This window comes from Chryseobacterium sp. ON_d1, assembly GCF_006829085.1.
Classification (GTDB): Bacteria; Bacteroidota; Bacteroidia; order Flavobacteriales; family Weeksellaceae; genus Chryseobacterium.
This window is the reverse complement of record NZ_BJTC01000001.1, coordinates 275498-294655: the sequence shown is the minus strand read 5'-3', so window position 1 is coordinate 294655 and position 19158 is coordinate 275498. Positions and strand designations below refer to the sequence as shown.

Here is a 19158-nt window from a genome sequence, read left to right as displayed (position 1 = left end):
ATAAAATTCATTGATTTTATTGTTTCGCTTTTCAATTGAACTTAGACTGTTTGGGTTAATGCCATCATTTTAAACTGTTTGGATAATTCTTGCCAAGTTAATCCTGCTTGTAAGTACTCTATAATTAATTTTTCTATTCATTTATACAGTAAAATTATATAGACATTTCATTCAATTAATGAAGCTAAATTTTTATCCATAAGTTTTCAAGCCGCTTGCGGCAAATCTTTGCAACCTTAGAAATAAGAAGCTTAATTTTTAAACTTTGCGTTTGAATAATAATTGCATTGTTATATCACCGCAACAACTTCCATCTTCCAGCCCCTCTTCCTTTCTACTTATACGTCCCAAACACCCTATCCCAAATAGATGTATAAAACCCAAAGTTTTTACTTTCATCCAAATGGTGCTGATTGTGAAACCTTGTTGTTCCCACAAAAAAGCGGTCAAAGGAAGCTGGAAAAAATTCTCTGTTCAGATGCCCTATGGTTCCCCAGGTCAAATTAAGCATAAGGTAAACTGAAATGGAAATGACAGAAAAATCATATCCTATGAGTAAAGCCAGTATCATGAGTCCGAACCCTATCGTTTCAAAAGGATGCAGCACAAAAAGGCTCAAAAAATTCGTACTGACATGCTCATGGTGTTTCCCATGCAGGATTTTATAGATGAACGGTAAATGAGCTGCAAAATGAAAAAAATACATCAGAAGATCCATCAAAAGAAGCAGGGCAATGACTTCAGCTGCTATCCCAATTCCCGATTGATTTTCTCCAAGTACAATCCATCCGCTCTTCCACAAGAAAGCTCCCAGTAACATGACAAAGCTGTTACATAGAACAGTCAACAGGCTGAGATAAAAATCGGATCTTGTTACAGGATGATTTTTCTCCTGTAGCTGGCTTTTACGGCAGGTTTTTTCAATAAAAATATACAAACCTATAGAAAAAAGGTACAGGATGAAATTCATAACCAGACTGAATACAATCCATTGTGGCCAGGAAAACTGCCAGAATATATTTAGGTAACCGGAAAGTTCAGCTTGATTAAAATTCATAAATCCCTCATCCTTCTACTTGACCTCATAAAGGTATGAATTTCACCGTAAAGTCAGCTATAAGTCCTTATTTGTGCTATTTCTGTCGTGCCTTTCTTCTAAGCTCCCGCAGTCTTGACGTCAGCTTTTTTCTTAAATTATTATGATATTCCCGGTAATTTTTGATGCTGTTTTCCAGATTCTTTTTATTAAGCAGATACTCTTCATACAGATGGCTCAGTTCTGAAATCTGGGTAATCACCTCTGAAGGCTGGCTTTCAGGATCTTCCGCAGCTTCTATCAGCAGACGGTAATATTCAATACGGCTGGTCAGGTTCATGTGAAGTTTTGGTTCTATTCCCTGCATGATTTTGTGATTTTATGGTGTTCCTGAATAGGTAAAAGGGCAAAAAGGTTTTAGCCTCTTACTATTCGATATTATTTTTTATTATTAAATAAACCTTTTAATTTTTTCTTGAACTATTAAGATTGTATTAAGTTGTTAAGATTATTAAGATAAGCTTCGCTTTAACTTAAAATCAGAATGATCGGTCTTAACTATACTTTAATTCTTCAAACTTCTTAATGGTTTAAAAATATGACTACATTTCTCTATTCAAATTCTATTTTTCCATCATCACCGGAGGCACATCACTCTGATAGAGAATTGTAATGCTTCCGCTCTTTTCCTGACCTGCAGATTTGAAATAACCTCCGTTGAGGGCTGAAGAAATAAGGGTTTCATCAGGATCACCCAGAGGTAATACCGGAAGCCCTGCGTATTCATTCACGATCATCTGTGGTGAAATCCCATTGCTATATTCTCCGGCACCATTGGCATTGAATACTTTATAAATCACCGGGTGAATCTGCCAGGAAACTTTTCTGGGTTTACGCTTGTCTTCTACTACAAATCCTGCCATATCTTTCCCCAGTGTAGTACTTCCGATCTGAATGACCTGCATGTACGGTTTCAGATTGTTGATGACAATTTCGGCGGCAGATGCTGTACTGTTTGAGGTAAGGATGAATACTTTCTGTAACCCCAATGCATTGGCCCGTAAGGTGGTAAAGTCCAAAGCTTTGGAATCATAGGCAATTTGCTCTGCAAATGTCCTTTTTACTTCACCTCCGTTTTTATTTCCTTTAAAAATAATGAACGGCGAGCCGGATGATAAACCTGAAGGGATCAGGGAACAAAGTGCAGCCGCAGATGATACTGAACCGCCATAATTGTATCGGAGATCAAGGATAAGCTCCTGTACTCCGGCGGCTTTAAATTCTGCAAACTTCTGATTCAGGGCCTGCGTCATTCCGTCCGGGAAATCATAGATATACAGGTAACCCACTTTTTTACCGTTTTTATTAAAAATTTTAGATAAAATGGGCTGTTCAAAAGAGAAACCGTAATAAACAGTAATATTGTTTTCATTGGTAACCATTCCATTTTGCCACTTTCCTACCGTAAGTTCCACAACAGTCTGATCTTTAATAGATGCTGCCATAGCTTCAGCATTTGCAGCCGTCATTACTTTTCCGTTGACTTTAGTAATGATCATACCCCGTTCCAACCCTGCATTGAAAGCCGGAGAATTTTGGAGAACCAGCTTAACCACAGTAACCACTTCATTATTGGCCAGCTGGACAATAGTATAATCAAAACCATACATATTTCTTATGGAGCGTGGATAGGTGGAGGAATCTTCAGTATTAACCACAAAAGAAAACCGGTCCTGTGAAGACAGCAGACTTTTAAAAAAATCTTTTACGGGGAGGCTGTAGTCAGGTTTTGCAGGCATCTGATCTGCCCAGTAATAGTACCGTTTCATACTGTCCTGAACCCAGAGATTCACAGATTCTGTACTTCCTTCAGGGAAAACAGGTGCACTTTCATCATTATTCGTGCATGAAATAAGAAAGGCTGCCATGGCAAAGCATAGAAATGTTAAATAGTTTTTCATAGGTGATTACAGATATTCTGATACGTCAATATCTCCTTTTACTACCCATTCTCCATTTTCCATTTTTTCCTGAAGAACAATCATATTGGCGCCCGTGTGTTGTTTTAATTTTACCTGAACCATCTTAGATCCTGCGTAGGGTTCTGTAGTTCCCGGTTTATATAATTCGAGATATACCGGAGCTGTAGAGCTGAAGAAACTATAGACTTTTACTGCTGTAAAACTATCTTTTCCGATATTATCAAACTCGGCAAGCACCACTCCATTTTCTCTTTTCAAAATGCCCTTCACATTTACCAGGGATGTTCCGGAAAATTCGCCCAGGTTAGGAAAAATAAATTCAAAACCTACTTTCCCGAGATTCACCTGTGGTTTTACAGCGTAAGTCTGCAGATAAATTCCCGGAAGGTTAAAAAAGTAAAGGTTTTTATAATCGTTTATATTGTCATAGGTAATATTGTATTTTGCAATTTCGGTTCCTGTTTCATTGTTATACACAGAGAGTTTATTGGTTTCTCCCTGATCAAGAACAAACTGAAGCTGGGTTTCTATTTTGTTGGTATAAGACGTTTTCCCATCAATGGCTACAGGCTGTCCATTGAATCTCAGCTGAAGTACATCAGGTTTGGAAAATCCTTTGATATTAACCTCTCCCGGTTTCTGTACTTTATCATACAGCTCCATCGTATTGCTGTCTGTGCATGAAAACAGTACAGTGAGTAATAGCAGTAATGCGAAGATTTTATTCATCTTTCTTCAATTATTCTTGTAAAACTTAAAAAATATTGCCCAACCCTTGAGCCGGGCAATATATAATTATAAAAAAACTAGTTGGATATGTTCCGGATATCCTTTTTCAAGGCTATCCATTATTTTATATTAAAATTTCATGGTATTTCTAACATCAGGTTCTAAGGGGGATAGAATGATTACTTCTTAATAAACTTCAGCCTTTCCGTAGTCTTTCCGTCTGTAATTTCTGCGATATACGCTCCTGATGTAAGACCAGCTATATCAATAACTTTGGAATACTGAGCAACCAATACTCTTTGCCCTGCTGCATTGTAAATACTGACTACGGTTATATTTTCTTTTAATGCCGGATTAAGCTTCAGCTGTAAAGATTCTTTTACAGGATTTTCTGCTATTTGTGTTACAGTTTTGTTTGTTTTTACGTCCTTAGTTCCTAAAAATGAATTGGCATAAATTCCTATTTCATCAATATTAATGTTCTGGATATTATTTCCGCTTGCTTTTCTGTTGGCCCACATTCCGATATAGATTTTCTTCCCTGCAAAAGCAGAAAGGTCTACAAGAGATTCTACAAACTCGTTAAGATCTGCCGGAAATGGATTGGCAGAATCTCCTACCTGTATTTTATAGGCACTTGGAATATCATTCCCATTGGCATCCACGGTCATTGCCTGAAAGTCTGATAATGCAGGAACTTCTTTCTGTGGTGTGCTTACATAAATAAAAAGATCCCTGGCAACAAGAACATGGGTAGTTCTCTGTCTTCCGATATAAGCTGCTAAAGTGACAGTTCCTGAAACATTTGTAAGATCTATCTGAGGAGAAATAATCCAGTCATTTTCCGTTGCAAATCCTGTAGCATTTCCGGTTGGAACCAAACTGATCGAATGGCGGAGAACACCTGCCGTTCCATAGGTTAACGATGTTCCGTTGTGATAGATATTTTGTCCCTGCACCCATCCGTTGCCATTATTGTTCAGATCATGGAAGGTCCATCCCTGAAGATCAGCAGGAGTGTCAAAAGAACTTCCCCACACCAGAGACTGCGCTGCAGCCAGATGAGATAAAAACAGAACAGATGATAAAATTATTTTTTTCATAATGCTGATGATTAAGATTTTTGAAGTAAAAGCAAGGAATCAGCATATGCTGTTCCCTGCTTTTTGAAGTTTTTTGTTATTCTACAATCGTGAAATTGTATTTTGTCCAGATTCCCTGGAAGTTTCCACAGTTTCTTGGAGATACATTCCAGCTTCCTTCGTTGAAGAATGGCTGACTCATCCCCCACAGTGCTGCAGGAGTACCTGTTAACAGATTAGCTGCAGGAATTCCTGATGTTCCTGTACCCGTAACTGAAGTAGTAAATCCATGGATCTGAATGGTGTTGTATGCTGAAGCTGAAGAAAGTTCAGAACCTGTACCTTCTACTTTGATTCCTACAGGATATCCTGTAACCACGGCGTTATTTAGTGTTAATCTTCCGTGTCTTCTGATGTGGATACCATTTTCATACAAAGCACCTTTATTTGAGTTTTTTGCTCCGATGATGGTAAGATTGTTGATCACCGGATGGGTCAGCAATGAGGTAGAAGAACCGTCGGCGTTGTTGTCAAGCTCGATACCGTTAGAATCAGGGCTTGATCCGCTAAGACTGTGCGTAGAATTGTAATCTGCCAGAGCCAATGCACAAGTGATCGTTCCTGTATATCCGTTATCGAAATCAAAGTTATCATCATCCGCTGCAAAAGAAACAAGGTTGGAAGCGTTTACAGTACCTCCGAAGAATTCAAAAGAATCATCTTTCCCGAAAGATACCTGAATATGATCCAGAGTAGTTCCGTTTCCTACTCCTCCTAATGTAAGACCGTTGATTTCGTTTCCTGAATTCGGAGCTAAAAGATCATATCCTGCAAATTCAATACGTACATATTTCAAGGTTCCCCCGTTATGAGAAGGATTGGTACCTCCGTAATAGAAATCAGGACCGGATAATCCTTCAATTGTTTTTGTGAAAGGCGTATTGGTAGGAGCATCCCCTAAAATAATAACCCCTCCGAAGTCACCAGGAGCAGCAGTTGTATCTTCGTTTCCATCCAACAATTTGTAGCTGGTGAAAATAATAGGCTGAGCTTCTGTACCTGCTGCATTGATTTTTCCTGTTTTAGCAATTACCAAAACTCCTGTAGCCGTATTGCTGGTGTTTGGCTTAGCTTTAATGAATGTACCCGGCTGGATTGTTAAGGTAGCACCATCTTTTACGGTTACAACTCCATCTAATTCAACTACACCACTCCATGTAGTATTGGTAGTAATAGCGCCGCTTACGCTGGTTACCGGAAGAGCCGAAGCTGTAAGGTACTCAGCAGAAGTAGATTTCATTTCGAATGGAGATGATGAATCTGCCAGTTGATCGTGTTGACAAGCTGTAAGAGATAATGCTGCCACTGCAATTAGAGTTAGTCTTTTCATTGTTATAATTTTTAGTACAATCCGGTCGTATTGTTTTTTATACCAGATCAGTTTTTTACTATTCAGGAATATCTTCCTCTCTATTCCTTCGATTTGTTTTTTGGTGTTCATCCCATCGCTGCAGGAGGAACTGCATTGCGGGAGCCCCATTAAATCCGTTAATGCCTGGGAAAAGCGGTTAACGTCCGGTTTATTCAGAACTGTACTGGTGTGCGCATCATCAGTATTTTTCAGTTTTTGATCAGGTACCCGAAACCTGTACGCTTCTATAATGAAGATATCTTTCTATATTGTTGCTATACTTCTTTCAAAAAGTATAATTGACACTCAGGCTGAACATTCTTCCGCTATAAGCCCGAAACATAATTTTATCTATATTTTTATCATACCTGTCTGTTGCTCCCGGAAGAAGGTCCCACGCTTCTCTTTCTGTACCTACATTACTTCCTCCTCCGTCTTTTGCGGCCAGGTAAGAGTTGAAATTATTATAATATTCTTTCACTCTGTTGAAGAGATTTCTTACATTAAATTTCACTTCAAAATTTCTGTTGCGAAGGAATTTATAAGAGATCTGAGCGTCTGCCACTGCATAAGGACGCTGGATTTCCTCTCCTTTGTAGGCATACCCAACGGTGATGTACTGATCTCCTTTTGCGTTATATAAAAAGCTCATACCTAACCGGCTTCCATCATAGATAAGTCCAAGGTTGTAAGCATAAGGAGTCTGTCCGTAAAGGGGCCTTTTCACTTCATAGGTTTCATCATTATCACCGGTTTTATACAGGTCTTTAAATGCTACTACTTTGGTATGGTTATACGTAAAGTTTCCGCTTATGAAAAGCTTTTCCAGAAAAGTTCCGTCTGCTATAAAGCCTAAACTTTTTCTTACCTCTGCCTCTACTCCTATCAGCCTGGCATTTTTTGAATTACCGTTGTAGAGAAAAAGGTTTCCTTCACTGGAAATATGACCTTCACGTTCAATAGGTCTGTCAATGTTTTTGTAATACAGTCCTGCTGAAAATATCTCACCCAATCCGGGAAACCATTCAAACTTGAAATCATAATTATTGATGACTGATGAGCTCAGTTCTGTATTATAAATCAATCCATTGGCAATAGGGTCAAAGTATGGCAAACCTGTTCTTTCATTGAATTGAGGACGGATGACAGATTTGTTGTAGGCAAGCCTCAGATTAATTTTATTGGTAGGGCTGTATGTAAAATTTGCAGAAGGCATCCATTGCCATGGTTGATCATCTATAGCTGCTCTCATAATGTATTTGGAATCGGAAGGATCCAGCTGCTGGGAAATCATATCATACTTAAAATATTCTGCACGAAGTCCCCAGACTAACCTTAGTTTTTTCCAACGGTTATCAAGCATCACAAAGACGGCATGCTGATTAACTTTTCCTTCATACTTATCATTTTTATACAGTCCTCGGGTTTCCCAACCAATACCACCCGGAACATAATGGGAGCCATTAAACCATTCAGCAAGAGAACCATACATCGTCAAATAGTTCTTCTCGCTGTTCGGAACGTCCCGGTTTTCGTCAACACGAAGAAAAAACTTCTGCTGTTGGTTGGTATTGTTTTTTATGGCTCCGGCATACCCGGCTTTAATGGTATTTTTAAAACTTCCTGCGTCCATATCCCACTTGACAGAAGCGCCATAATTGTAATCCGTTTCTTTGTTTTCAATATATCCTCTGTAAAAATCTGCTCCGGAATTGTAGATTTTATGAAAAGTCAGAATTTCATTTCCTATAAAATCATACCTGGTAATATACTGGGTATAATCTTTGGTATCGGAAGCCACTCCTGTGCGGGCTGCAAACCAGCTGATCTCTGTATTTCCTATTTTATGGCTTCCTTCCAGTTTATTTTGTAAAAGGGTCTGAAAAATCGGGTAATTGGTATTATCGGTATAAGGTCTGTCTAAGTTTTTGATCTGTGCCGGATCATTATTGGGGATAATTCCATTATAAAAGTAATTATAGGCTAATTCTGCATTGGCTGCCATCCCACTGCCAGTTGAGTATTCATTCCATCCGGTTACTCTTGTGAGGGTATTGTCAAAAATATGGGTATAGGAATTACGGAATGAGATTCTGTTTTTTCCAAATTGAAATCCAAAATTCAACATCCCTGCCAGCGTAGAATTATAGTTGTAGGAAGCTCCGCTGTTTTTGAAATTATAGAATGGAATCTGTCCGTTTCCATCAGGCATTCCCGTTGTATCCAGCCAGTTTCCTCTCCCGGTGTGGTCAATGTCCAGTTTATTCTGTTCATTTCTGATGACAAATGCTCCGGCAAATCCCCATTTATTATTGTTTTTAAGAGCGTAGGTCCTTCCTAATGCCAACTGTATATTAGATCCCATATCACCTCTGGTTTTATAGGTGCTGAAATTGTCATTCGTAAACTGTCTGGACTGTTCAAAAAACCTGGGATCTGTCCAGTTCATCGGCTCAAGCCCTTTAGGAAAATCCCTTGTCCCGTCATCATACCCAAAATAATCGTACTTTCCGCGCTTACGGGTCAGAAATTCTTTGAAAGCTGACTGGTCATTATAAGAAGTTCCCATTGTTACCGTTGTAAAATTTTCGTTGGGAATATCCTTAGTTCTCACTTCCACATACCCTCCTGCGAAGCTGGCATTCATATCAGGTGTTGCGGATTTACTTACCACCACGCTTTCCACCATAGCGGTGGGAATGATATCAAATGAAAAGTTCTGATTGTAGGCTTCCGTACTTGGCAGGTTTATTCCATCCATGGCTGCGGTATTCCAGCGTTCTCCCATAGATCTTACGACCACATATTTATTATCAATAGTAGTAATTCCTGTTACCCTTTTCAGAGTTCCTCCCACATCGCTATCCGGAGCTTTGGAAATCTGTTCCGCTGAGATACCATCGCTCATCTGAGCCGCTTTCTTCTGCTGGGCAAGAAGACCTGCCTGGGTATCTGCTCTGCGGGCTGCGGTAATCACAACTTCTTTGATGTCTGTAATTTTATCAGACGCTTTGTTTAAAGCAAATGAAACAGAATTGGTTTCGTTATTGATAACCGATAATTTTTGAACTCTCAGCGTATTGTATTTGGTAGCTTTTATCGTCAGGCTATAAATTCCTGAGGGAAGATCTATCGTAAAATCACCGTTATTATCTGTTACAGCTGTTTTCTGAGCGATACTAACCTCAGCTCCGGTAATGGGATTCCCTACCTCATCTACTATTTTACCGGAAATACGTCCGTTTCCCGGTACAGAAATATTAGAACTTTCATATTTTATCGAAATAAGATCACCATGCAGACGGTATACAACCGGAAGGCCATTGGTAATATCCTTCAGACAGTTATTAACAGAAGTATTTTCACATTTCACCCCTTTTACCCTCAGCTCTTTAATGTCTACTTTGGAATAAGCCAGTCTCATCCCCGTTTTTCCTGCAAATTCTTCCAAAACTTCAATCAACGGTCTGTTGGCTGGTACAGAAAATGTCACTTTCTGAATCAGCTCCTGAGCTTCTGCGGCTACAGTAAAAAATAAGGCTGCTATGGTAATCCCACATTTCAAACTTTTCATACTTAAAGTGTTCTCTTGATTATGATTATTTAATTTTTTTAATAGTAAATTATTTCTTCAGGATATAGGTGTTTTCTTTTTTCTGTACTTCCAGTCCAAGGATGAAGGCCAGTGATTCAATATTTTCACCGACTGTTCCTCCGGTAAAGTCTGCCGTGATCTTTTTGTCTTCAGCTTCCTTAGGATACAATACTTTGGTATTATAACTGCTCTCCAGAACTGCCGCTACTTCTTTTAAAGGAACATCATTAAAGCTTAAAGACAATATTGCAGATACTTTGTCTATTGATTTTTTTACTGGTGTCAATGAAATAACGGCTGTCGTATGGGCAATCCCGAAATTGGTCCATTTCTGATTGGGTGTAAGGAAAGAAACCGGAACTCCCGGAGAAGATACAGCCACCTTCCCTTCATAAAGATCAACCGCTTTTTTCTTGCCAGATTGGGAAATTTTAAATACTGTTCCCAATACTTTGGTACTGAAGCCATCCGCATGAACAATGAAAGGATGAACTTTGGATTTTGCCACGGAGAATATGGCATCTCCTTTTAAATCCACCACTCTGGTGTCTGCAGGAAATGATTTCGCTACGGTTAGTTCAGCTCCCGGTAAAAGGGTAACGACAGATCCATCTTCAAGATGAACGATACGGTTTCCCGATTTGGCCAGATACACATCAGGCCTGATGAACATGGTATAGGTGAAAATTCCACCTAATGATAAAAGCAGAATAATAACCGCAGCAATTTTATATAATAGATGTGTTTTTAAGTTTTTTGCAGATGAAACCGAAATAATATCTGTTGGAGAAAAATAATATTCCAATCCGGATAAAACCCTTTCTCTGGATGCTTTCCTATGAACAGCATCCAGCTCTTTTTCAGCATGAATTTTCCATTGTTTTAAAAGTTCATTTTCTTTTTCAGAAACCGGATCTTCCGAAACTTCCCGTTCCCAAAGTCTGAAAACAAAGGATTCAATATTTTTATAGGTCAAACGTTTTTTCATAGAGTCTTTCATCGTATTCACAGATACTTCTATCTATAAGACAGTGAAAATGAAAAACTTCCCCGGGACATTCTTAATGTTATATTCACATTACAACCCAATTGTTAATAATTTTCGCTCTTTTTCACATTTACTCAACATTAACATCTCATTTATGCCTCTTTTTTCAGAAATATTTAATCTTAACATCCCCAAAGTTCACAAAAAGTTAATTTTCCTTTAGGTAATTTTGTAACAGAATATGAGCCCAACAGACTATACATTATTAAAGAAAATAAAATCAGGCGACCGTCCTGCATTTATGCTGCTGTATGACCGATATTGGGATAGTCTATATAGCTTTGTTTTTGTTCGGACCCGGGATAAAGAAATCACTGAAGAAATCCTCCAGAACCTGTGGGTGAAGCTTCTTGAGCATACCGATACCATACAGACTGACGATTCTGAAAGTGCAAAAGGCTACCTTCTCCGCCATCTTCACTATCGTATTATTGATTTTTATAACAGCCATAAAAAAGCCCCTCCCATATTGAGCATTGACGAGTTTGATATTCCACATGAAATTGATACGGCAGACACGGATTATTTTGAAATCCTTGAAGAAAACGAGATTTCTGCTTTGTTATCTATGATTGATGAAGTAGTTTCCCAGCTTCCTTCAACGGAACAGCAGGTCTACGATTTGAGAATCCGAAAAAATATGTCAGTGAATGAAACTGCAGAAGCTTTGGGAATCAGCAACAAGACGGTAAGTAATAAATTAAGCAAAGCTTTGGGAGAAATCCGCGAACAGCTGAATCCTGAGTATCAGTCATCTAAAAAACTGGTTTCTATCCTGTTTCTGATGGAGATTTTGACGAGGTATTGAGGTGCGGGGTATCGTCAATTGGCTGCGCAGTCCATCGTCAGTTTTTATAATACCCAATAAAATTCACAGCGAAGCGGATTCACTTTTCACCATTCACCACCCACCTTTTATTCTCCACTAAACACCGCAGGTAAAGTCCTGTTAAAGTCCAGTATTTTAAAGTCGGCAAGATCTGAGTCTATGCTTTCATTATTATTGGTAAAAATAATGGTTTGCATTCCTGCTGCTTTGGCTGCTTTCAACCCTGAATGACTGTCTTCAATGGCAATGCAATGTTCGGGAAAAACACCAAGGTTTTTTGCAGAAGTAAGGTAAACGGCAGGATGAGGTTTTCCCTGAGTTTCAAATTCTGAAGAATGGATCGTATCAAACAGATCATAAACCTGAAGCTTTTCAAGAACGGCATGGGCCACACGTAAAGGAGCGTTTGTCGCCAATCCTATTTTGTAGTCTTTATTTTTAAGATTTTTGATAAATTCCTCTACACCAGACATTGTACAATCCTGGTTTTGTATCATTTCAATGACTCTTGTCACCACTTTATTTTCCAAATCGGATGCATCAAAATTTTCCCATGGAAATCTTTCATACCAGAATTCTGTTACTTCCTGAGTCGTCATATATTTAGTCTGTGCCGCAAGATCTTCTGTAACCTGCACACCATAGGATGAAAAGACGTCCAGTTCTGCCTGAGTCCAAAATTTTTCTGAATCTATCAGCACACCGTCCATGTCAAATATTACTGCTTTCAAAGCCATTTTCTGTATGATAAATTATGATAAGTTATAAATGGTAATCATTGATTGATTTTATAAACACAGCGCTGTCCCCCGGAAATGATATGGTCTATTCTTTCGACTTTGTAATCTTTTCCTATCAGGGATTGGAAATTAGACAGCTCGGCACGGCAGAAACCCTGGCATTCTGCAGCAGCAGCGCATATCGGGCAATGGTTTTCAATCAGAAAATACTCCTTGCCCTCTTTTTTCCATTCTGCCATATAACCTTCTTCACTGCGGACTTTTGCAAGAGAGTCCAGACGCTGCTCAAGAGTTTTTGTCCTGGATAAAACTTTTTCATATCGCTCGTGAGTATTTTTTTCTCTGTCACTGATCAGTAAATCCAAAGCATTTTCCCCTAAAAGATTTTTCACAGATTTCAGAAGCTGAACCGTTACATCTGCATGGGTATCAGGAAACTGAGCCCATCCTTTTTCAGTTAGGGTATAATAAGTAGACGGGCGTCCTACACCCTCACTCTTTACGGAAGACCTGATCAATCCGTCTCCGGCAAGATTCAGCAGGTGTTTTCTTGCTCCTTCTTTGGTGATCGATAATTCTTCTGCGATAAGAAGCGAAGTAGCTTCCCCTCTCATCTTTAAGAACATCAGAATTCGATCTGCAGCCGGCTTCTTCATTTGACAATATTTAGGTTGTTTTATTTTCCAACAACAAAGATAGTCATTTTCTATAATCTTAAAATACAAAACTTAAACAATACATTCACAAGATATTACCTTCATCATTCACCTAATGAATAAAACAACATAATAGTTGTTTTATTTAAATATATTTTTACCTTTGTGATACATTAATCAAAAAAAATAAATACGATGCAACCATTTACATTACCACAGTTACCTTATGCTTATGATGCCCTGGTTCCTTTTATAGATAAAGAAACAATGACCATTCATCACCAGAAGCATCACCAGGCTTATGTAGATAATCTGAATACAGCTTTGGAACAAAGCAATGAAACTAATGCTGATCTTGATTCGTTGCTGCAAAGGGTAAGTGAATACAGTCCTTCTGTAAGAAATAACGGAGGTGGGCACTATAACCACTCTTTATTCTGGGAAACTCTGTCTCCACAGCCTAAACTGAATCCCACAGGTATACTTCATGACGATATAACAGCCACTTTTGGAAGCATTGAAAACCTCAAAGCAGAAATGAAAAAAACGGGTTTGGCTCAGTTTGGTTCAGGATGGGTTTGGCTCTGTGTAAAATTCAACGGATCTCTGGCAGTCAGTTCGACCTCTAACCAGGATAACCCGATGATGGACATCCTTTCAATGAACAGAGGTTTTCCAATTCTAGGAATAGATGTATGGGAACATGCTTATTATCTGAATTATCAGAATAAACGTGCAGATTATCTGGATGCCTTCTGGTCTGTACTGAACTGGTCTGCTGTTGAAAAAAAATATGAAGAGGCATTATCAAAAATAAGATAATTAACATGGATTTATAAATAAGCTATGACTGAGGAAATTTTTATCAATAAAGCAAAGGCTTCAGGCATTATTGCTCTTGACCTTGCAGATTACAAACCGACCACGGAAATTGTAGTACTGGATATTAAAGATCATCTTTTCATGGGAATGATTGTCAAGGAGAAAGAATTTAAAGAATCCATTGCTGCGGTGGATTTTTCTGTCTATGATGAAAAAGCAGTAGGAATTATCTGCTCTACGGATGCTATCATCCCACCCTGGGCATACATGATGATCATGGAAAAACTTTCTCCATACGCTTCTTATGTAGATTTAAACAATGCAGAAACCATTCTGCTCGATCTCTGGAAACGCCGTCTCATCTATGCCGATCTGAAACAGTATAGAAATCAGAAAGTTGTTGTCCGGGCCAATGCCAATTATGATCCTTCACTGTATTTACTAGCCGCCGGACTTCTGAAACCTTTGGTTAAAACATTGATGTATGGTGAAATAGGATTACCTAAAGTAATTTTTAAACAATAAAAAATGAAAGCAATTATATTCAACGGATCATTGGAAAGAAGAGCTTTATCCACTTCAGGACTGATTTCGGATTATTTTTCGGAGCGGCTGAAAATGTTGGGGTTTCAGACTGATATCTTTACCCTTGCAGATTCAGGAATCCCTTTATTCGATGTCACCCTTACCAAAACTCCTTTGGCAGTAGAACGCATGGTCCAGATGTTTACTGATGCCGATCTGCATATATGGCTGGCTCCTCTTTATCATGGGAGTATTCCGGGAGTGATGAAAAACTGTCTGGATTGGCTTGAAGTGACTGCCAACAGGTATGAACCTTATCTTACTGATAAAATGGTAGGGTTGGTATGCTGGGCCGACGGTCTTCAGGCTATGCAGGGAATCAATACCATGGATGCTATTGCCAAGTCATTGCGTGCCTGGCCAATACCATTCAGTGTACCTGTTGTCAGATCATCATTATTTACCGCTGATCATCCAACCGAAATTTCAGCATTATATTCCGGTAAGTTTGATCAGCTTATCAGCATTGCAACCTCTAAAAAAATAGAAAATCTCAATAAATCTACAGATTAAGGCGCCTGATTCATCTTATAGTCAGGCAGACAGTATTTTATTGGAAATTAATGATTTAAAAAATAAAACCTAGCACACTTTATGCTGCTATTTCAAAAGAACAGTGTTGAACTGCTGTAATTAAGTTGAAGGGATTTCCGACCCGTTCATTCTGAAGAAATCCCTTTTTTAAACCCCTAAAATCTCGTGATATGGCTATAAAAATAACAGATGCCTGTATCAATTGTGGAGCCTGTGAACCTGAGTGCCCCAATTCAGCCATTTATGAAGGAGCCATTGACTGGCGCTGGAAAGATAAGACAAAGCTTTCAGGACATATCAAATTCCCGGATGGTACAGAAGCTGATGCTGATGCATATAACGAAGCAGTTTCGGATGAAGTCTATTATATCGTTTCCGGAAAATGTACTGAATGTAAAGGCTTTCATGAAGAGCCACAATGCAAGGCGGTATGCCCTGTAGACTGCTGTGTGGATGATCCTGATCATCGTGAAACGGAAGAAGTATTATTGGAGCGGCAGAAATTCATGCACAGCGCCTGAAGATTGTCCCAATATTTTTGTAACAGGAAGCCAGCAGTTTCTACTTATTGAGAAACAGAATATCAGTCACTTAAACAACGCCCCTATTACTATGAAACCGATATTATTTTTTCTTGCCTTACTGCCGGCTTTAATATCCGCTCAGACGGAGGTTCCAAAGATCAAAAAAGAATACACCCGGCTTTTAGAAAGTTCCTCATATGGAAATAATTCAAAAGCCGGTAAATATTATGATGTCAATGGAATCAAAATGTATTGCGAGACCTATGGCCAGGGACAGCCTTTGCTTCTCATCCACGGAAACGGAGGATCCATTGTTGATTTTTCTAAACAGATCCCTTATTTTTCCAAAAAATATAAGGTGATTGTCGCTGACAGCAGAGCACATGGAAAGTCTGTTGATAAAGGAGATGCACTTACCTATGAAATGATGTCGGATGATTACGCTGCGCTGCTTCAGAAAATGAAAATTGATTCAGCATTTGTCATAGGCTGGAGTGATGGTGCCATCAATGGGCTTTTGCTGAGCATGAGGCACCCTGAAAAGGTAAAAAAACTGATCATTACAGGAGCGAACTTAAGGCCGGATTCCACCGCGGTACAAGCTGATGTATTCAAAAGAGTAAGCAGTAATTACTTAAAATTTAAAGAACTGTTTGCCCAGAAGAAAGATAAAACGGATCTGGATTATATGGTCCTAAAATATAAAAGATTATTAAGTGAGCAACCGAATATAGATCCCATGGCACTCCACAGCATTAAAGCCCCCGTCCTTGTTATCGGAGGAGATTATGATGTGATCAGACCTGAACATACCCTGGAAATTTTCCGGAACATTCCTAAAGCTAATTTATGGATATTACCCAACTCAGGGCACAGTACTTTAGTGGTGTACACTGATGAATTTAATACTGAAGCAGATACTTTTTTTAAAACAAAATTCAGAATTATTACAGACCGGGACCGGGAGTTCTGATAGTATGATTAAACTCTGAAATTGTCAAAAATTTCAATATTTTATATTTAATTTCAAAAGAGGCGGGTTTTAACCCGCCTTCTTATATTTCTTTTTCTTTCGGCTTTAGCCAAAACTTATTTGGCTTTAATCTCAGTGTAGATTTTCTGAGTGAAAGGAGTATCAATACCTGTTTCAGAACCATATTTCAGCACAGCACCGGCAAACAGCTCCAGTTCATTTTCTTTTTTTCCTGAATTGATATCAAGCTGGAGAGAAGTTGGAGTGTCAAAAGGAAAGGTAGAGGCTTTTTCGAATGTCTTCTCCATAATATCATCCTGAAGATCAATACCTTTTTTAACAGCAATCAGTTTTATTTCTTTCATAATTCCGGCAGCTTCCTTCTTCTGCTGTTCATCAGTACATACAGCTCCCATTGAAGAATTATGTCGAGCTGTAACCAGTCCAAAACTTGCAATGAATATGAATTTTGTCCAGATATCTTTTAATGAATTATCTTTAAAATCAAACTCTATTTTACTTTCATTCAAGAGTTCCGAAATCCATTCCACAGGGACAGAAAAATGTTCAGGATCCCTTCCCACAATAATTTTTCCCGGGTTTCCTTTATGCTCTACAGTTCCTCTTTCCTTAATATGGGAAGCCACGTAAACACAGGTTGGAAGAACGGTATGGTCCGGAATTACAGTACGTATCCTGTCGTAGATATCTGCTCCGTTCATCATGGGAAGCAATATGGTTTCTTCACTGATGACCGGCAACAACTGCCTGCAGACATTTTCAAGATCATATTCCTTCACACAGATCAACACCAGGTCAGGATTTTTGATATCACTGATGTTCTGCAATATAGCATCGGGGTGAGTCTTCGGATTGGAATGCTCAGGAGATAACAACGTCAGTCCGTTTTGTTTTACTTTTTCATAAGTTTCTCCACGGGCAACAAAGGAAATATTATATTTTCCTGAAATTTCATTGGTCTGGTTTATTTTAAAACCAAAATATCCGCCTACGCCACCCAAACCTACAACAACAATATGCTTTTTGTTCATGAAATTATTTTTCAACAAATATCAGTGATAACAGCGGAAGTATCACTTGACAAATGAAAAGAAATTACAGCTTATGAATATCTCTTCTGATCCGGCTTAATGAACTGTCCTTAACTCCCAGATAAGAAGCTATGACCTTCAAAGGAACATGCTGGAAAATATCGGGATCTTTTTTCATCAGGTTGGAATATCTAGTGGAGGCCTTCTGACTTGCCATTTCTATCAGCCTGTTATGGATATGATAATAATTGAGGACAAAAAGAAGCCTGCTAAACTCTCTGAATTCAGGAATATTATGGAAATTATGCTGTACATTCTCCAGTCCGGTTTCCCAGAAAACACAATCCGTCACGGTCTGATAAATTTCTTTAGTAGGCTGTTGTCTGAAAAAAGACAGAAAATCATTAACAAAGCAGGGAGCTGTATAGATATTCGTTGTAATTTCCTCATTATCTTCGTTCAGAATATAGGAGCGGACATACCCTTTTTCCAGAAAATAAGTCTGGGTACTGATCACATTTTTATCCAGCAGAACGGTATTTGCTTTTAGTTCAAAACGGCTGAATTTTTCTGTGATATTTTCAACGATTTCTTTTCTGATAGTGAATAAAGAATGAAAATATGTATTAAGTGATGTTTTGTCCATAGAATAAAGGCTGTCGCCTATTTACTTTTAAAATCTGTCAGAACAAAAATAGCATTTATAAGCCATTGCAGTAAACCTTTAATTTTTTTTTATAAGTCAGAGGGTAATTTTGTAATTTTCTTTTTTAAAAAAGATCATGTTTAATATGGATAACGACTTCTATTATAACTTCATCGAACCCGACAAAGAAATCGCTGATTTTGTGGAAAATCTGGGAACATTTCAGAACCTTTCGGATGAAACTAAAGAAGTGGTTATTATTCCTGACGGAAGAATTGATCTCTTTTTTTCACAATCAGCTTCGGAACCTTTTCATGTTACCCTTCTTGGCTTAGAAACTTATCCTGAACAAAGGTATATTGCCCCTCGTACAATTGCTTTTGTGGTAAGTTTTAAGCCTCTTGCAGTTGAATATATTTTGAATACCAGTATCGCTGATTTATTAAATATTGGAAAAGAACTTTCTCCTGATTTCTGGGATTTTAAAGCTGAGGATATAAAGAATTTCAGTCATTGCTGTACCAAAGCAACCCAAAAAATAAAAGAACTGCTTCCTGCGAAAGTAGATGAAAGAAAACGTAGACTTTTTGAAATGGTCTATGTCTCAAAAGGTGAAATAAACGTGCAGGATCTTTCTGATAAAACAGGCTGGAGCAGCAGACAGATCAACCGTTACTGTACCAGACAGCTAGGATTATCGTTAAAAGCCTACTCTACTATTTTACGTTTCAGAACATCATTGGAGCATATCGCACAGGGAAGACTTTTCCCTGAACTCAACTACACCGACCAGAATCATTTCATCAAAGAGGTAAAGAAATTTTCCGGAGTTGCCCCAAAAGAATTATCAAGGAATAAAAACGACCGATTTATACTATTATCCGTATTGAAAGGAAAATAAATTTGCATTGTAA

The 19158-nt window shown here is 38.4% G+C and carries 19 protein-coding genes; 7 read left to right on the top strand and 12 right to left on the bottom strand.

The features are described from left to right. Positions 1-334: 334 nt before the first annotated feature. From CRS_RS01225 to CRS_RS01190, 8 genes are all read right to left on the bottom strand, one after another. The gene (locus CRS_RS01225) at positions 335-1057 is read right to left on the bottom strand and encodes a sterol desaturase family protein (protein WP_142722279.1); all 723 of its coding nucleotides are present in this window, start codon (positions 1055-1057) and stop codon (positions 335-337) included. Between the two features lie 76 nt (positions 1058-1133). Beyond that, positions 1134-1403 carry a hypothetical protein gene (locus tag CRS_RS01220; RefSeq protein ID WP_142722278.1) on the bottom strand — a complete coding sequence of 90 codons (270 nt, stop codon included), beginning with the start codon at positions 1401-1403 and terminating at the stop codon, positions 1134-1136. Between the two features lie 256 nt (positions 1404-1659). Beyond that, entirely contained in the window at positions 1660-2997 is a 1338-nt protein-coding gene (locus CRS_RS01215; protein ID WP_142722277.1) for a S41 family peptidase, read from the bottom strand. A 6-nt stretch (positions 2998-3003) separates the two neighbouring features. Continuing rightward, positions 3004-3747 (bottom strand): hypothetical protein, encoded by a 744-nt coding sequence (locus CRS_RS01210; RefSeq protein ID WP_228451141.1) that lies wholly within the window; start codon positions 3745-3747, stop codon positions 3004-3006. 179 nt (positions 3748-3926) lie between these two features. Then, entirely contained in the window at positions 3927-4850 is a 924-nt protein-coding gene (locus CRS_RS01205) for a T9SS-dependent choice-of-anchor J family protein (RefSeq protein WP_142722276.1), read from the bottom strand. A gap of 76 nt (positions 4851-4926) precedes the next feature. Further along, positions 4927-6219 (bottom strand): hypothetical protein, encoded by a 1293-nt coding sequence (locus CRS_RS01200; protein WP_142722275.1) that lies wholly within the window; start codon positions 6217-6219, stop codon positions 4927-4929. A gap of 307 nt (positions 6220-6526) precedes the next feature. Continuing rightward, positions 6527-9814, bottom strand: a complete 3288-nt coding sequence (locus CRS_RS01195; RefSeq protein ID WP_142722274.1) for a TonB-dependent receptor — start codon at positions 9812-9814, stop codon at positions 6527-6529. A gap of 49 nt (positions 9815-9863) precedes the next feature. Beyond that, positions 9864-10823, bottom strand: a complete 960-nt coding sequence (locus CRS_RS01190) for a FecR family protein (RefSeq protein ID WP_228451140.1) — start codon at positions 10821-10823, stop codon at positions 9864-9866. Between the two features lie 241 nt (positions 10824-11064). Between CRS_RS01190 and CRS_RS01185 the strand changes: the two genes are divergently transcribed. After that, a complete protein-coding gene (locus CRS_RS01185; protein ID WP_142722273.1) occupies positions 11065-11691 on the top strand; it encodes an RNA polymerase sigma factor in 627 nt (208 codons plus the stop codon). A 107-nt stretch (positions 11692-11798) separates the two neighbouring features. Here the strand turns inward: CRS_RS01185 and hxpB are convergent, their stop codons facing one another. Both hxpB and CRS_RS01175 read right to left on the bottom strand, forming a co-directional pair. Then, positions 11799-12449, bottom strand: coding sequence for a hexitol phosphatase HxpB (gene hxpB / locus CRS_RS01180; protein ID WP_142722272.1), 651 nt, complete (start codon positions 12447-12449; stop codon positions 11799-11801). Between the two features lie 38 nt (positions 12450-12487). Further along, on the bottom strand, positions 12488-13108 hold the full coding sequence (locus CRS_RS01175; RefSeq protein WP_142722271.1) for a metalloregulator ArsR/SmtB family transcription factor: 621 nt from the start codon (positions 13106-13108) through the stop codon (positions 12488-12490). Positions 13109-13303: 195 nt separating this feature from the next. On the opposite strand from CRS_RS01175, the gene CRS_RS01170 reads away from it, so the two are divergent. From CRS_RS01170 to CRS_RS01150, 5 genes are all read left to right on the top strand, one after another. Next, positions 13304-13930, top strand: a complete 627-nt coding sequence (locus CRS_RS01170) for a superoxide dismutase (protein WP_142722270.1) — start codon at positions 13304-13306, stop codon at positions 13928-13930. A gap of 24 nt (positions 13931-13954) precedes the next feature. Continuing rightward, complete coding sequence (locus CRS_RS01165) at positions 13955-14455, top strand: DUF2480 family protein (RefSeq protein ID WP_142722269.1); 501 nt, start codon at positions 13955-13957, stop codon at positions 14453-14455. 3 nt (positions 14456-14458) lie between these two features. Beyond that, positions 14459-15028 carry an NADPH-dependent FMN reductase gene (locus tag CRS_RS01160; protein WP_142722268.1) on the top strand — a complete coding sequence of 190 codons (570 nt, stop codon included), beginning with the start codon at positions 14459-14461 and terminating at the stop codon, positions 15026-15028. 191 nt (positions 15029-15219) lie between these two features. Further along, the gene (locus tag CRS_RS01155; protein ID WP_142722267.1) at positions 15220-15570 is read left to right on the top strand and encodes a 4Fe-4S dicluster domain-containing protein; all 351 of its coding nucleotides are present in this window, start codon (positions 15220-15222) and stop codon (positions 15568-15570) included. 91 nt (positions 15571-15661) lie between these two features. Further along, the gene (locus CRS_RS01150) at positions 15662-16546 is read left to right on the top strand and encodes an alpha/beta fold hydrolase (protein WP_142722266.1); all 885 of its coding nucleotides are present in this window, start codon (positions 15662-15664) and stop codon (positions 16544-16546) included. A 116-nt stretch (positions 16547-16662) separates the two neighbouring features. On the opposite strand, the gene CRS_RS01145 is transcribed toward CRS_RS01150, so the two are convergent. Together CRS_RS01145 and CRS_RS01140 are read right to left on the bottom strand one after the other, a co-directional pair. Continuing rightward, positions 16663-17598 (bottom strand): ketopantoate reductase family protein, encoded by a 936-nt coding sequence (locus tag CRS_RS01145; RefSeq protein ID WP_142722265.1) that lies wholly within the window; start codon positions 17596-17598, stop codon positions 16663-16665. 64 nt (positions 17599-17662) lie between these two features. Continuing rightward, a complete protein-coding gene (locus CRS_RS01140; RefSeq protein WP_142722264.1) occupies positions 17663-18244 on the bottom strand; it encodes a Crp/Fnr family transcriptional regulator in 582 nt (193 codons plus the stop codon). A gap of 145 nt (positions 18245-18389) precedes the next feature. Here CRS_RS01140 and CRS_RS01135 point away from each other — a divergent pair, with 145 nt between their 5' ends. Beyond that, a complete protein-coding gene (locus CRS_RS01135) occupies positions 18390-19145 on the top strand; it encodes an AraC family transcriptional regulator (RefSeq protein WP_142722263.1) in 756 nt (251 codons plus the stop codon). Positions 19146-19158: the final 13 nt, after the last annotated feature.